At 69.4% G+C, this 13,261-nt stretch carries 13 protein-coding genes; 1 reads left to right on the top strand and 12 read right to left on the bottom strand.

Features of this window, described 5'->3' with window-relative positions; translation table 11 throughout:
• Window positions 1-13: 13 nt before the first annotated feature.
• The 7 genes from V5G24_RS07655 to ccmI all read right to left on the bottom strand — a co-directional run bounded on the left by V5G24_RS07655 (window position 14) and on the right by ccmI (window position 8,445).
• A complete protein-coding gene (locus V5G24_RS07655) occupies window positions 14-1,408 on the bottom strand; it encodes an ATP-binding protein (RefSeq protein WP_394084654.1) in 1,395 nt (464 codons plus the stop codon).
• 42 nt (window positions 1,409-1,450) lie between these two features.
• A complete protein-coding gene (locus V5G24_RS07650; protein ID WP_394084653.1) occupies window positions 1,451-2,167 on the bottom strand; it encodes a response regulator transcription factor in 717 nt (238 codons plus the stop codon).
• Between the two features lie 211 nt (window positions 2,168-2,378).
• Complete coding sequence (locus V5G24_RS07645; RefSeq protein WP_394084652.1) at window positions 2,379-3,932, bottom strand: Do family serine endopeptidase; 1,554 nt, start codon at window positions 3,930-3,932, stop codon at window positions 2,379-2,381.
• Between the two features lie 175 nt (window positions 3,933-4,107).
• The gene (locus V5G24_RS07640) at window positions 4,108-4,653 is read right to left on the bottom strand and encodes a cytochrome c-type biogenesis protein (RefSeq protein WP_394084651.1); all 546 of its coding nucleotides are present in this window, start codon (window positions 4,651-4,653) and stop codon (window positions 4,108-4,110) included.
• 4 nt (window positions 4,654-4,657) lie between these two features.
• Complete coding sequence (locus V5G24_RS07635) at window positions 4,658-6,661, bottom strand: heme lyase CcmF/NrfE family subunit (RefSeq protein WP_394084650.1); 2,004 nt, start codon at window positions 6,659-6,661, stop codon at window positions 4,658-4,660.
• Window positions 6,658-7,137, bottom strand: coding sequence for a cytochrome c maturation protein CcmE (ccmE, locus tag V5G24_RS07630; RefSeq protein ID WP_394070932.1), 480 nt, complete (start codon window positions 7,135-7,137; stop codon window positions 6,658-6,660). Before ccmE ends, V5G24_RS07635 begins: the two co-directional genes overlap by 4 nt.
• A gap of 81 nt (window positions 7,138-7,218) precedes the next feature.
• Window positions 7,219-8,445 (bottom strand): c-type cytochrome biogenesis protein CcmI, encoded by a 1,227-nt coding sequence (gene ccmI / locus V5G24_RS07625; RefSeq protein WP_394084649.1) that lies wholly within the window; start codon window positions 8,443-8,445, stop codon window positions 7,219-7,221.
• Window positions 8,446-8,627: 182 nt separating this feature from the next.
• Between ccmI and V5G24_RS07620 the strand changes: the two genes are divergently transcribed.
• Window positions 8,628-9,026 (top strand): YidB family protein, encoded by a 399-nt coding sequence (locus tag V5G24_RS07620; protein WP_509292296.1) that lies wholly within the window; start codon window positions 8,628-8,630, stop codon window positions 9,024-9,026.
• Between the two features lie 10 nt (window positions 9,027-9,036).
• Here the strand turns inward: V5G24_RS07620 and V5G24_RS07615 are convergent, their stop codons facing one another.
• The 5 genes from V5G24_RS07615 to V5G24_RS07595 all read right to left on the bottom strand — a co-directional run bounded on the left by V5G24_RS07615 (window position 9,037) and on the right by V5G24_RS07595 (window position 13,258).
• A complete protein-coding gene (locus V5G24_RS07615; protein ID WP_394084647.1) occupies window positions 9,037-9,489 on the bottom strand; it encodes a hypothetical protein in 453 nt (150 codons plus the stop codon).
• 146 nt (window positions 9,490-9,635) lie between these two features.
• Complete coding sequence (locus V5G24_RS07610) at window positions 9,636-11,030, bottom strand: sensor histidine kinase (RefSeq protein ID WP_394084852.1); 1,395 nt, start codon at window positions 11,028-11,030, stop codon at window positions 9,636-9,638.
• Between the two features lie 177 nt (window positions 11,031-11,207).
• Entirely contained in the window at window positions 11,208-11,879 is a 672-nt protein-coding gene (locus V5G24_RS07605) for a response regulator transcription factor (protein WP_394084646.1), read from the bottom strand.
• Window positions 11,880-12,071: 192 nt separating this feature from the next.
• A complete protein-coding gene (locus V5G24_RS07600; RefSeq protein ID WP_394084645.1) occupies window positions 12,072-12,380 on the bottom strand; it encodes a hypothetical protein in 309 nt (102 codons plus the stop codon).
• On the bottom strand, window positions 12,377-13,258 hold the full coding sequence (locus V5G24_RS07595) for a glycoside hydrolase family 108 protein (protein WP_394084644.1): 882 nt from the start codon (window positions 13,256-13,258) through the stop codon (window positions 12,377-12,379). Before V5G24_RS07595 ends, V5G24_RS07600 begins: the two co-directional genes overlap by 4 nt.
• Window positions 13,259-13,261 lie beyond the last annotated feature (3 nt).

Genomic DNA, 13,261 nt, shown 5'->3' with positions numbered 1-13,261 from the left:
TAAGCGCAAGCCCTTATGGCGTTTTCACGGGCAAACGAAGGGTCGCCCGCAGGCCGGGCGCATTGTCGGAAAAGGCCAGGCTGCCACCATGCAGCCGCGCCACGGCGGCAACCAAAGACAGGCCTAGGCCGGAACCGGGGCGCGAGCGGCTGGTGTCCAGCCGAACGAAACGCTCCACCACCCGTTCGCGATCCTGCGGCGCAATGCCCGGCCCGCGATCGCCCACCTCAAGCACCGCCTCATCGCCCACGCGGCGCAGGCTGACGCGGATCTCCCCCCGCTCGCCCTCGGCGACACGGCCGTATTTGAGCGCGTTATCCACCAGATTGGCGAGCGCCTGGGCGAGCAGTTCGCGCATGCCGTGAACCTCCACCGGCTGCGCGTCCACCCGCAGGTCCATGCCCTGCTCGTCGGCCAGCGGCTCGTACAGTTCGGCGACATTCTCGGCGATGGCGCCGAGGTCCAGGTCCACCATATTGTCCCGCGCCTGCCCGGCCTCCGCGCGCGCGATCATCAACAGCGCGTCGAAGGTGCGCATCAGGGAATCGCTCTCCTCGATGGTGGTCTCCAGCGCGGCCCGCCATTCCTCGTCCGAATGGGCGCCGCGCAGCGCTTCCTCCGCGCGGTTGCGCAGGCGCGTGAGCGGCGTTTTTAGATCGTGGGCGATATTGTCGGAAACCTCCTTGAGGCCGACCATGAGCGCCTCGATGCGATCCAGCATGGTGTTGAGGCTCTGGGCGAGGCGGTCGAACTCGTCGCCGGTGCCGTCCACCGCCAGCCGGCCGGAGAGATCGCCTGCCATGATGGTTTCCGAGGTGGCGGTCATGGATTCGATGCGCTTGAGCACCCGCCGGGTGACGAAGATGCCCCCCGCGATGCCGAGCACCAGGATGAGCACCAGGGCGCCCTGGGCCGGGCGCACCACCAATTGGCGCAGGGTATCGCGTTCCTCGATGTCGCGGCCCACCAGAAGGCGATAGCCGCCGGGCAGTTGGAACACCTGCACGAAGGCGAGAAATTCCTTTGCCCCCGGCTCGTCGGAGCGGCGATAGGGCGTGATGCGCGTGCCCGGCTTGTCCAGCAGCCCGATGGGCAAATCGGACACGTTGGAGGCCATCACCTCGCCGGTGAAATTGGTCAGCAGATAGATCGAGGAGCCCGGCCGGCGGGTGCGGCGGTCGATGACGATGACCAGGCGCTGGATGCCGCCAATGCGATATTGCTCGGCGAGGAAGCGCACCTCGCCTTCCACATTCTCCGCCACCTGGCTCTCGATCAGCGCGCGCGTGTGCCACGCCACATAGGCGATCATGGCGACCGAGAACAGCGCGAACACGACCAGATAGGCCGCCAGCAGCTTGAACGCCGTGGTGCGGACCAGTTGCAGCAGGTTGCGGGGCATCCGCATGGCGTCAGGCCAGCCGGAGCAAGAGGCGATGGCGCAGGGCCATCAGCGCAGCCCGACGCGAATCATATAGCCCGCGCCGCGCACCGTGTGCAGCAGCGGCACGTCGAACCCCTTGTCGATCTTGGAGCGCAGGCGCGAGACATGGACGTCGATCACATTGGTCTGCGGGTCGAAATGATAATCCCACACGTTTTCCAGCAGCATGGTGCGCGTCACCACCTGCCCGGCATGGCGCATGAGATATTCCAGCAGGCGGAATTCGCGCGGCTGAAGGGGAATGTCCTTGCCGCCCCGGCTGACGCGATGGGCGAGCCGGTCCAGTTCCAGATCGCCGACCTTGTAGATGGTTTCCGCCGCCTGCGGCGCACCGCGCCGGGAGAGCGCCTCCACGCGTGCCAGCAGTTCTGTGAAGGCATAGGGCTTGGGCAGATAATCGTCGCCGCCGGCGCGCAGGCCCGCCACCCGGTCGTCCACCTGCCCCAGGGCCGAAAGAATCAGCGCCGGCGTGGTATCGCCGCGCCGCCGCAGGTCGGAGACGATGGACAGGCCGTCCTTGAGGGGCAGCATGCGGTCCACCACCAGCACGTCATATTTGCCGTCGAGGGCGAGCGCGAGCCCCTCCTCCCCGTCGCCGGCATGGTCCACCACGTGGCCGGCCTCGCGGAAAGCCTTGCGCAGATAGTCCGCCGCGTCGCGGTCGTCCTCGATGAGGAGCAGGCGCATGGAGAAGGTCAGACCTTGTTCGAGATTCGCGTCCATCTCATCCTAGCGCCGAAAGCGAGCCGGGGAACGGCCTGAAGCGGCCGCGCGAAGAGGTATCGGACAAAAGCGCGGCGCGGGAAGCGCTCGGGCTTCCCGCGCCGCGGAGGTCGGAACGGCACAGGAGGACGGAAGAACAAATCCTGTGCCGCGCCGGAACGGCGGGCCGAAGCCCGCCGCGCACCTCAGACGCAAAGGTCAGACGCCGAAATCAGCCCTTGGCCTTGGCCTCGATGGCGATGGCGACGAAGCGCACACCCTGTTCGCCCTTCACCCGCATGAGCACCGCCTTGCGGTTCTCGGCCTTGGCGGCGGCGAGGCCGTCGCGCACGTCCTTCGGGCTGGAGACAGTCTTGCCGCCCACGTCCAGGATCACGTCGCCGGAGCGGATGCCGCGCAGGGCGGCCGGGCCGTTCGGCTCCACGTCGGTGACCACCACGCCGTCCGCGCCGGCACCCTTGACCGACTTGGCCGGAGCGAGCTGGAGGCCGAGGCGCGGCACGTCGGCGCCGGGGGCCTGGTCGCTCTCGCCCTGGCTCAGGCTCGCCTGCTGATCGTTGGGGATCTGCTCCAGCGTCACCGCGACATTGATCGGCTTGTTGTCGCGGATCACCGTCAGGTCGACATTGGCGCCCGGCTTCATCATGCCGATCTTGCGGGTGAGGTCGCGGGCGTCCTTGATGGTATCGCCGTTCACCTTGGCCACCACGTCGCCGCTCTTCAGGCCGGCCTTGGCGCCGGGGGTGCCGGGCTGGACCTGGGCCACCAGCGCGCCTTCCGACGTGCTCAGGCCGAGGCCCGAGGCGAGATCGTCGGTCACCGGCTGGATCTGCACGCCGATATAGCCGCGTGCCACCTTGCCGCTGTCACGCAGCTGGTTCACCACCGTCTTCACGGTCTCGGAGGGAATGGCGAAGGCGATGCCCACATTGCCGCCCGAGGGCGAGACGATCGCGGTGTTCATGCCGATGACTTCGCCATTGAGGCTGAAGGTCGGGCCGCCGGAATTGCCGCGATTGATCGGCGCATCGATCTGGATGAAGTCGTCATACGGGCCCGAGCCGATATCGCGGCCGCGCGCCGAGACGATGCCTGCCGTCACCGTTCCGCCGAGGCCGAACGGATTGCCGACCGCGATCACCCAGTCGCCGACGCGGGGCGCGCCATCGGCCAGCTTCACCCAGGGCAGGTTGTTCTTGCCGTCGATCTTCAGCAAGGCGACGTCGGTGCGCGGATCGGCGCCGATCACCTTGGCGGTATATTCCTTGCCGTCGGTTGTGGTCACGTCCACTTCGCTGGCGCCGTCCACCACGTGATTGTTGGTCACCACATAGCCGTCGGCGGAAATGATGAAGCCCGAGCCCTGGCCGACCACGCGGCGCTCACCCTTGTCGGCGCGCGGGCGCATCGGCATCTGGCCCTGCGGGCCGCCCTGGCCTTCCAGGCCGAAGCGCTTCAGGAAACGCTCGATCTGCGGGGGCACGTCGTTGCCGAACGGGCCATCCTCGCCCATGGCCATTTCCTGGGCGTTGACGTCCTTCTTGACCTTCACCGACACCACGGCGGGCGAAACCTTCTCCACCGTATCGGCGAAGGAGAACGTGCCTGCGGGCTGGCTGGTGGTGATCTGCGCGCTGGCCGGCATGGAATAGGGCGGGATGAACTGGCCGACAACGATGCCGGTCACAGCCAGGCCGAAGACCCCGCCGAGCAGAGCGGAGCGGCGGCGACGGATGAGGGTGGACTTGCGCGGGAAGCCGGTCATGGGATCGTTCGTCTCTCTTCTGTCTGCCCCCCGTGGGGCAAGGTCGAGAGCAAACATAGGGCGGGGAAACTTACAGCCGGCTGGCGGCTGGATTACCGATCGTTAAGGCGCGTCACGGCTGCGTGAGTTCCCTTAAGACGCCCTGCAACGGCGGGGGAGCCGCGCAAGCCCGCGCTCAGCTTCCGGCTGGCGGCGCGGAGGGTGGCTCCGGCGACGGCGCCGGCGCTGTTTCGGCAAGGATACGGCGCACCCGCTCTTCCTCGTCCGGGCTCAAAGGAACAAGGTCCGGCGCAGCACGGCGGCGGCGCTGGATGGCGAGATAGGCGGCAAGCCCGCCCGCCCCCAGAGCCACCAACGGCGCGCCCCACAGCAAGGCGTTTCGCCAGGAGAGCGCGGGGCGCATCAGCACGAACTCGCCATAGCGCGCCACCAGGAAATCGAGCACCTGCTGGTTGCTGTCGCCGGCTTTCAGCCGGTCGCGCACGAGCAGGCGCAGGTCCTTCGCGAGCGGCGCATCGCTGTCGTCGATGGACTGGTTCTGGCAGACCATGCAGCGCAACTCTTTAGAGAGCTCGCGCGCCCGCCCCTCCAGCACCGGATCGCCCAGCACCTCGTCCGGCTGTACCGCGAACGCCGGCGCGGCGCCAAGATCCACGAGGGTGCCAAGGACCCCGAGGGCGATGGGGAGAAAGAGGAGAAGGGCGAACAGGCGGCGCAGCATGGGCTTATTCCGCCGCCGCCGGCAGGGTGCCGCGCCGCATGCGCGCGGGCTTCGGCGCCCCGACGCGCAGCCTCCGGTCCGCCAGCGAGAGCAGGCCGCCGAGCGCCATCACCACCGCGCCGAGCCAGATCAGGGTCACGAACGGCTTCCAGGTGGCGCGCATGGAGAGGGCCCCGTCCGGATGCTCCTCGCCGATGGAGACATAGAGCTGGCTGAAGCCGAAGGTGCGGATGCCGGATTCGGTGGTCGCCATCTGGCGGGCGGCGAACTGGCGCTTGGCTGCCTCCACCGTACCCTGGGAGATGCCGCCGTCGCGGATCTCGAAGACCGCCACGCGAGAGGTGAAATTGGGTCCGGCGCGATTTTCGACCCGCGCAAGGGTGAGGTCGCGGGTGCCGATGGTCACCGTTTCGCCGACCCGCACGGCGGCGATCTTCTCCAGGCTCCAGGCGCTCTCGCTCACGATGCCCAGCAGGCAGATGCCGACCCCGAGATGGGCGACGGCGGTGCCGAAGGTGGAGCGCGGCAGCCCGGTGAGGCGGCGCACCGCCAAGCCGGCGGAGACGCGGCCGATGCCGGCACGCTCGGCGATGTCGGTCAGCGCCCCGGCGATGATGAACACCGCGAGGCCGATGGCGACCGGCGCCAGCACCGGCCCGCGCTCCTCGCTCACCGCCGCCGTCGCGGCCGCCGTCACCACCGCCGCGACCACCGCGAAGCCAGCCGCCAGCATGAGCCGCTGGGCGACCCCGAGCAGGTCGCCGCGCTTCCAGGCCAGCAGCGGGCCGAACGGCATGGCGAACACCAGCGGCAGCATCAGCCCGCCGAACGTGAGGTTGAAGAAGGGAGGGCCCACCGTGATCTTGTCCCCGGTCAGCGCCTCGAGCGCGAGGGGATAGAGCGTGCCGACGAACACCGAGGCGGTGGCGGCGGTGAGGAACAGATTGTTGAACACCAGCGCGCCCTCGCGCGAGATCGGCGCGAACAGCCCGCCCTGGCGCAATTCCCCGGCGCGCACCGCGAACAGGGCGAGGCTGCCGCCGATGAAGATCACCAATATGGCGAGGATGAACACGCCGCGCAGCGGATCTGTGGCGAAGGCATGCACCGAGGTCAGCACGCCCGAACGCACCAGGAAGGTGCCGATGAGGGAGAGCGAGAAGGCGAGGATGGCCAAAAGGATGGTCCACACCTTGAGGGCGTCGCGCTTCTCCATCACCACGGCGGAATGCAGCAAGGCGGTGGCGGCGAGCCACGGCATGAGGGAGGCGTTCTCCACCGGGTCCCAGAACCACCAGCCGCCCCAGCCCAATTCGTAATAAGCCCAATAGGAGCCCATCGCGATGCCGAGGGTGAGGAAGATCCAGGCGGTCAGCGTCCAGGGCCGCACCCAGCGCGCCCAGGCGGCATCGATCCGCCCCTCGATCAGCGCGGCGATGGCGAAGGCGAAGGCGATGGAGAGCCCGACATAGCCGAGATAAAGCAGCGGGGGGTGGATCGCGAGGCCGGGGTCCTGGAGCACGGGATTGAGGTCGCGCCCCTCGCCCGGCGGCGACAGCACCCGCAGGAACGGGTTGGAGGTCAGGAGGATGAACAGCAGGAAGGCGGTGGCGATGGAGGCCTGGACGGCGAGGACATTCGCCTTCAGCCGGTCGGGCAGATTGCCGCCGAACAGGGCCACCAGCGCGCCGAACACGGCGAGCACCAGCGCCCACAGCAGCATGGAGCCCTCGTGATTGCCCCAGGTGCTGGTGATTTTATAGACCAGCGGCATCTGGGAATGGGAATTCTCCACCACATTGGCGACCGAGAAATCCGACGTCACATAGAGCGCCACGAGGCAGGCGAAGGCGCCGCCCACGAACACCAGCATGGCCAGCGCCACCGGCGCGGCGACGCCCATCAGCACGGGATCGCCCTTGGCGGCGCCCCAGGCGGGCACCACCATCTGCACCAGCGCGAGCGCGAGGGCGAGGATCAGGGCGTATTGGCCGATTTCCGCGATCATTGCACGGTGCTCCGCCCGGGCGCCGGCGCGGGCGGGCCGCCGGGCTCGCCTTCCTTCCAGTGGCCCTGCTTCTTCAACGCGTCGGCGACCTCGCGCGGCATGTAGCGCTCGTCATGCTTGGCGAGCACCGTGTCGGCCTTGAACGAGCCGTCGGTCTGGACCACGCCCTCGGCCACCACGCCCTGCCCCTCGCGGAACAGGTCGGGCAGGATGCCGGTATAGGTCACCGGCACCTGGGCATTGCCGTCGGTGACGGTAAAGCGCACCGCCGTGCCTTGCTTGGCCACGCTGCCGGCTTCCACTAGCCCACCCAGCCGCAGACGCGCGCCCGGCGCGACCTTGTGCTCGGCGATCTCGCTCGGCGAGCGGAAGAACACGATGGTGTCGTTGAGCGCGGTCAGGATCAGGCCCGCGGCAAGCGCCAGCACGGCCAAAGCGGACCCGATGAGGATGAGGCGGCGGCCTTTACGCGTCACGTCGATCTGCTCCCGGAGCCCACGGCCTGAGACGGCGGCTCCCGCATGTGTCGGCTAAGATGGTACGGGGCGCGCGCATTCTCAATTGCCTGCCTCCGGTCCGATCTTCAATTCATCGGCAAGCGTGGTGAGGCGCGCCTGGGCGGGCGCATCGTCCGCGAACGCCGCGCGGGCGGAAGCGAGCGCCGCGACCGCCTTGTCGCGCTCCCCCAGCACGGTGCGGGCGCGCACCAGACGCAACCAGCCGTCGAGGTCCTTCGGGTCGGCATCGAGGCGCTGCTGAAGGCGGTCCACCATGCCCTGGATCATCTGCGCGCGGCCGGCGGCGTCGAGCTGGGCGGCTGCCTCCACATCCTGCGCGGTGGGACCGGGCGGCGTGGCGAGAGACGGCGCGGAGAGGGGCGGCGTGCCCGAGGCAGCGTCCCGGCGCATCACGGAACCGGAGGGACTGGCGGCCGAGGGCGGCGGCACCGGGGAGTCGATCCGCCCGAGCGCGGTGCGCACTAGGCCGAGCCAGGGTGCGTTCGGCGGAGAATCCTGCACCAGCTTGGTCCAGATCGCCGCGGCCTGGTCCTTGCGGCCGTCCTGCTCCGCGGCGAGGCCGAGGAAATAGCGGGCGCGGGGCGATGTCGAATCGAGCGCCAGCGCGGCCTGGAAGGCAGCGACGGCGTCCTTGGTCACAATGCCGTCGGCCTGCACCACCAGCGCCTCGCCCAGCGACGCGCGCCGCTCCGAACTGTCGCCAAGATAGCGGATCGCCTGGGCATAGGCGCGCACCGCATCGTCCACCCGGCCAAGCCGCAGATAGACCGGGGCGAGGATTTCATAGCCCTGCCCGTCGGTGGGATTGGCGGCGAGATGGTCCTCCACCTTGCGCACCAGGATCGCCACATCGGTGCGGTCCGGCGGCGCGGCGAGGCGCGCGGCGAGCGGCGCACCGGGCAGGCCGGGCGTGCCAAGCATCAGATAAAGGCCGACCGCCGCCAGCGGCACGCCCACCAGCGCCAAGCCGGCCGCAATGCGCCGGCGGGTGCGAGCGCGGACCGGATCCTGCGCCGGCTCGGGCGCGGCATCGGCGGCCGCGAGCATGCGGCGCGACACCTCGATGCGCGCGGCATCGGCCTGTGCGGCCGGAAGCCGGCCGGCGACCTGGTCGCGCTCCAGCTCGGTCAATTGGTCGCGATAGACCGCAAGGTCCGCCGCCTTCTCGTCCTTGAGCGGACGGCGGCGGGCCAGCGGCCATAGCACCGCCATCACCGCCGCGGCGGTCATGAGGGCGAAGGCTGCGAACAGGGAAGATGGCATCATCGTGCCCAGGCGTTAGCCGAGTAACGCGCCGCTGCAAAGGATGCTTTCCGTCGCGGCGGCGCCGCGCCGCAGGTTCGAAGCGGCCGGCCTACCGGCGGCAACGGTCGCGGCGCGGGCGGAGATCTGGTAAGGGAAGGGCGCACAGCCTTCCGGCCCGCACGGGCCGCACACAGGGGAACACCATGGGACTGTTCGATTCGCTCGGCGCGCTCGGCCAAGGCGGCGGCCTGTTCGGCGGCCTGCTGAACTCCGTCCTCAGCGGCGGTCTCGGGCAGAACCTGCCCGCCATGCTCAACAGCGCGCTCGCCGGCACGCCCTACGGCAATCTCGACGGCCTGCTGGAGCAGCTCAAGTCGGCCGGCCTCGGCGAGCAGGTGACGTCCTGGCTGTCCAATGGCGAGAATCTCCCCATCAGCGCGGCCGACCTCACCAACGCGCTCGACATGCCGGTCCTCGCGGAAATGGCCGGCCGGCTCGGCCTGCCCGCCGACATGCTGCCCAATCTGATGGCCCAGTATCTTCCCGGCCTGATCGACAAGCTCAGCCCGAACGGCGCGCTGGAAACCCCGCCGTCGGTCTGATCTGAGGGCGCTACGGCGCAACGGAAGTCCAACTGCCTTCGCGGGCGACGCAGGCGATGCCGCGCGCCGCCTGCGGCTTGCCCTGCACGTAAATGGTATGCGAGTAATCGCGGCATTTGAGATAGCCCGGCCGCGAATAGGCCGGACCGGCGATCACCGTGCCATAGGCGCCGCTGTCGCCGCGCCAGCCTACCGGCGAGCCGGGGCCGCCATTATCCAGGGCGTTCAATTCGGCGGCATAGGCGCGCGCGCGGTCCTGTTCGTCGAGACCGCGGCCCAGTGGGCCCCCCACAAGCCCGCCCGGCCCGCCTGAATCCCCGGCGCTGGTATCCAGCGACGGCAGCGCGAGCGCATTGGCCGCCGGCCCCCCCGTACCGCCGCTGCTCGCGCAGGCGGAGAGCCACAGGGCGGTCCCCAGGACGGCACTCAGCCTGGCGACCGCCATCCCCATTCGCACGCCCATGAAAGCCTCATTTCTCCGCAGCCACGGCCCGGCGCTGCCGCCGCAGGACAGGCGCAACGACCCAGGCCAAGGATTTAGGCGAATGGAAAACTTTGGCAAGCGCGGGCGTGCCGCACCCGGCCGGCGCCGCGCCGCGATCAGCGCATCTAGATCGCCGGCAGGATCAGTTCCGCCCGCAATCCACCGATAGGCGCGGTGCCGAGATCCAGCCGCCCGCCATAGAGCGCGGCCAGTTCCTGCACGATGGAAAGCCCGAGGCCCGAGCCGGGCTTGCTCTCGTCGAGGCGCCGGCCGCGCCGCCCCACCTCGGCGCGCTTGGCCGGGGTGAGGCCTGGGCCGTCGTCGTCGATGATGAAGCGCACATAAGCGCGATCTGCCGGCGAGGGGGGGAATTCGGCGAACATCTCCACCTCCACGCGGCTCATGGCCCATTTGCAGGCATTGTCCACGAGATTGCCGAGCATCTCCTCCACGTCCTGCCGTTCCCCGCGAAAGCGCAGGTCGTCCATGATCCGCAGGTCGATGGACAGGTTCCGGTCGCGGTGGATCTTCTCCATGGTGCGGGCGAGCGCCACCAGGATCGGCCGCAGATCGCAGACAGTGGTCGGCAGCGACACGCGTGCCGCCATGCGGGCCCGCTGGAGATGGTGGGAAATCTGGTCGCTCATCATGCCTGCCTGGTCACGCACGCGGGCCGCCAAGGGATCGTCGCGGCCGCCGGCCTCGTTCATCAGCACGGAAAGCGGTGTCTTCAGCGCATGGGCGAGGTTGCCCACATGGGTGCGCGCGCGCTCGACCACTTCCTTATTGGCGTCGATCAGCGCATTCACCTCCCGCACCAGGGGCGCCACCTCTTCGGGATAGCTGCCCTCCAGGCGCTCCGTGGCGCCCGAGCGCACCGCAGCCAGCGCCACCGAAAGCCGCGCCAGCGGCCTCAGGCCGAAGCGCACCTGGAACGCCACGATCAGCAGGAACGCCAGCCCAAGCACCCCGAAGGTGCCGAAAAGCGCCATATTGAAGCTTGAGCTCTCCTCGTCGATCTCGGAGGCGTCTCCCGCCACGGAGATGATGAAGCGCCCCTCTTCGCCAAGGTCGAGCACGCGTTCCACCACCCGCAGGCGCTGCCCCTCGGGGCCCGGCAGATAGCCTTCCTGGAGCCCCTCGGGCACCATGGAAAGGTCGGTGCCGCCAAGGGAGGGCAGCACGGTTTCCACCAGCGAGCGCGAGGTCAGCAGCCGCTGTCCGCCCCGGTCCACCCGCGCCACCTGCCAATACCAGCCGGAGAGCGGGAACAGGAACAGGGGGTCACCCAGGACCTGCGGCGGGGGCAATTCGCTGCCGACCGACGCCGGGCCACCGGCGATCTCCGCCACGATGGTCTTCAGATAGATGTCCAGCCGGCGGTCGAAGGCGCGCTCGGTGCTGCCGCGATAAAGCGAGGACAGCACGAAGCCGACGATCAGCAGCACCGCCGCCGTCACCACCACCGCGGACAGGAACAGGCGGAACGCCAGCGACCCGCTCGCGCGGTCCCGGCCCATCGGATCAGTCAGGGTTTCCACCACTAGAGCGCGATCCGCCCATATGGAACCATTTGGTGGTCCCATATGGGCGGTGAATCGCCCTCTAACTTATTGAATAGAGGCGGATTCACTACCCACATTGCATCGCCTCGGGCGATTCAATGTGGGCAGATCCGGCTCTAGGGACGCTCCGCCTCATCGCGGCACCTCCGGCGCCACGAGCAGATACCCGAGGCCGCGTACCGTCTGGATCAGGTCGCAATCGATCTTCTTGCGCAGACGGCCGACAAACACTTCGATCGTGTTGGAATCGCGGTCGAAATCCTGGTCGTAAAGATGCTCCACCAGTTCCGCGCGCGACACCACGCGGCCGGTATGGTGCATCAGGTAGGACAGCAGGCGATATTCGTGGCTGGTGAGCTTGATCGCGTTGCCCGCCACCGTCACCCGGCCCGAGCGCGTGTCGAGCCGCACCGCGCCGCACACCAATTCGCTCGTGGCATGGCCCGTGGCCCGGCGCAGCAAGGCGCGGATGCGGGCCAGCACCTCCTCCATGTGGAACGGCTTGGCGACATAATCGTCGGCGCCGGCATCGAAGCCCTGCACCTTGTCGCTCCAGCGGTCGCGCGCGGTGAGAATCAGCACCGGCATGGTGCGCCGGGCGCGGCGCCAGGCTTCCAGCACCGAAATCCCGTCGAGCTTGGGCAGGCCGATATCCAGCACCACGGCGTCATAGGGCTCGGTCTCGCCGAGATGCCGCCCTTCCTCGCCATCGAAGGCGGTGTCCACCGCATAGCCGGCCTCGCCAAGGGCGGTCACCAATTGGCGATTGAGATCCGGATCATCTTCGACCACCAGCAGCCGCACGCTGTTCCCCGTTTTCCCGTGTCCGCCCCACCATGCCAGAGCGCGGCCGCGATGTCAGGCGCATCACTGTATCCACGTCACTGCCAGCCGCACAGCGCGACTCCCACCGCATTGTGCGCCTTGGCCTGGCGGATGGTGGCGTCGGTGTCGGCGCGCGACCAGGTGATCGGCGCGGCGCTGGCGCAGAACACCTTAGTCTCGCCGCCACCCGTCGTCGTCGCGCAGCCGCCCAGCATCGCGGCTGCCCCGCTCAGCATCAGCACGCGCGTCGCGCGCCACATCAATGGCCCTTTGCGCATCGCGGTCTCCCTTGGCTTCGCGATCGGTCCAACCCTGCTGGGCGCCGCGGCGCCCGGCGATGAAGATAAGGGCGGCGATCCCCACCGCGAGCGCCGCCCGAAGCCCCAGGAACCAGGCGGCGGCCAGCGCGGCCCCAAGGCCGAGCAGCGCGAGCAGCCACCACGGCACCTGGTAGACGAGCGCTTCCGCGAGCAGGCTCATGGCCGCGCCCGCGCGCCGGCGCCCTCGCCTCCCGTCTCGGCGAGATCGAGCACGCCCGCCTGCCGGATGCGGGCGTGGTCCGCCCACCAGACGGCGCCGATCCCGAGGCACGTCAGCACCAGCCCCGCGAGGGTGAGGCAAGTTAACACCAGCGAAAGCGCGGGCGAGCCGCTCGCCAGCGGCGCCACCTGCCGCGCCGCCTCCGCGAGCGCCGAGGCCATCAGCCCGCCGGCGGCCGCGCTCGCACCCGCCTGCGGGCCGGGCAGCGGCGCGGCGCTGGAGGCCGGCGCCTTCGCCCCCGACGGCCCGGCATCCAGGGGCAGCACCGGAACCCGCGAAACGGCGGCGGCGCCAGCGTCCTGCGCCCAGGTCCGGCCGGCCTGCCGCACGTCGGCCACGCGCCGGCTCCATCCCGCGCCGAAGATCTTGAAGGTGGAGAGGCTCTTCAGCATCGCCAGCCGGCGGTCGCAGATCGTGTCCACCAATCCGGCCCGATCGGCGCAGGCGGCCGCCGCCGCGAGCGTCACCGCGCCGATGGCTCCATCGGCCGGAACGCCGAGCGCGCGCTGAAGCCATTTCAGCGATTGGGCGGGGCCGGAATTCACCGCGCCGTCGAACACCACATAGTCGATGCCGGGGGGTAGGTCGTCGGCGCGCACCGCGTCCCAATATTGCCGCCGGTAGATCTCGACAAGCTCGGCGCGCTCCAGCAGCCGCACCGAGCGGCGCGGCGCGGCCTTGGCGGTGCGATAGGCATCGTACACCCGCTGGATCACGCCCTGCATCGTGGGGCCGCCGGGATCGGCGGGGTGATCGCTGTAGCCGCCCTCATGGACGAGCACGCGCGCCAAAGCGGCGTCGAAACTGGACGCTACCATGCA

It is taken from the genome of Roseixanthobacter finlandensis (assembly GCF_043195105.2).
GTDB lineage: Bacteria > Pseudomonadota > Alphaproteobacteria > Rhizobiales > Xanthobacteraceae > NCEH01.
The sequence above is the reverse complement of the archived record's forward strand: the minus strand, read 5'-3'. Positions and strand labels throughout refer to the sequence as shown.

Coding starts and splice junctions, on each gene's coding strand:
- V5G24_RS07635 (WP_394084650.1), bottom strand. CDS start 6,661: ATGATCGCGGAAATCGGCCAATACGCCCTGATCCTCGCCCTCGCGCTC.
- ccmI (WP_394084649.1), bottom strand. CDS start 8,445: ATGATGCCATCTTCCCTGTTCGCAGCCTTCGCCCTCATGACCGCCGCG.
- V5G24_RS07620 (WP_509292296.1), top strand. CDS start 8,628: ATGGGACTGTTCGATTCGCTCGGCGCGCTCGGCCAAGGCGGCGGCCTG.
- V5G24_RS07640 (WP_394084651.1), bottom strand. CDS start 4,653: ATGCTGCGCCGCCTGTTCGCCCTTCTCCTCTTTCTCCCCATCGCCCTC.
- V5G24_RS07645 (WP_394084652.1), bottom strand. CDS start 3,932: ATGACCGGCTTCCCGCGCAAGTCCACCCTCATCCGTCGCCGCCGCTCC.
- V5G24_RS07610 (WP_394084852.1), bottom strand. CDS start 11,030: ATGGGCCGGGACCGCGCGAGCGGGTCGCTGGCGTTCCGCCTGTTCCTG.
- V5G24_RS07650 (WP_394084653.1), bottom strand. CDS start 2,167: ATGGACGCGAATCTCGAACAAGGTCTGACCTTCTCCATGCGCCTGCTC.
- V5G24_RS07595 (WP_394084644.1), bottom strand. CDS start 13,258: ATGGTAGCGTCCAGTTTCGACGCCGCTTTGGCGCGCGTGCTCGTCCAT.
- V5G24_RS07615 (WP_394084647.1), bottom strand. CDS start 9,489: ATGGGCGTGCGAATGGGGATGGCGGTCGCCAGGCTGAGTGCCGTCCTG.
- V5G24_RS07655 (WP_394084654.1), bottom strand. CDS start 1,408: ATGCGGATGCCCCGCAACCTGCTGCAACTGGTCCGCACCACGGCGTTC.
- V5G24_RS07600 (WP_394084645.1), bottom strand. CDS start 12,380: ATGAGCCTGCTCGCGGAAGCGCTCGTCTACCAGGTGCCGTGGTGGCTG.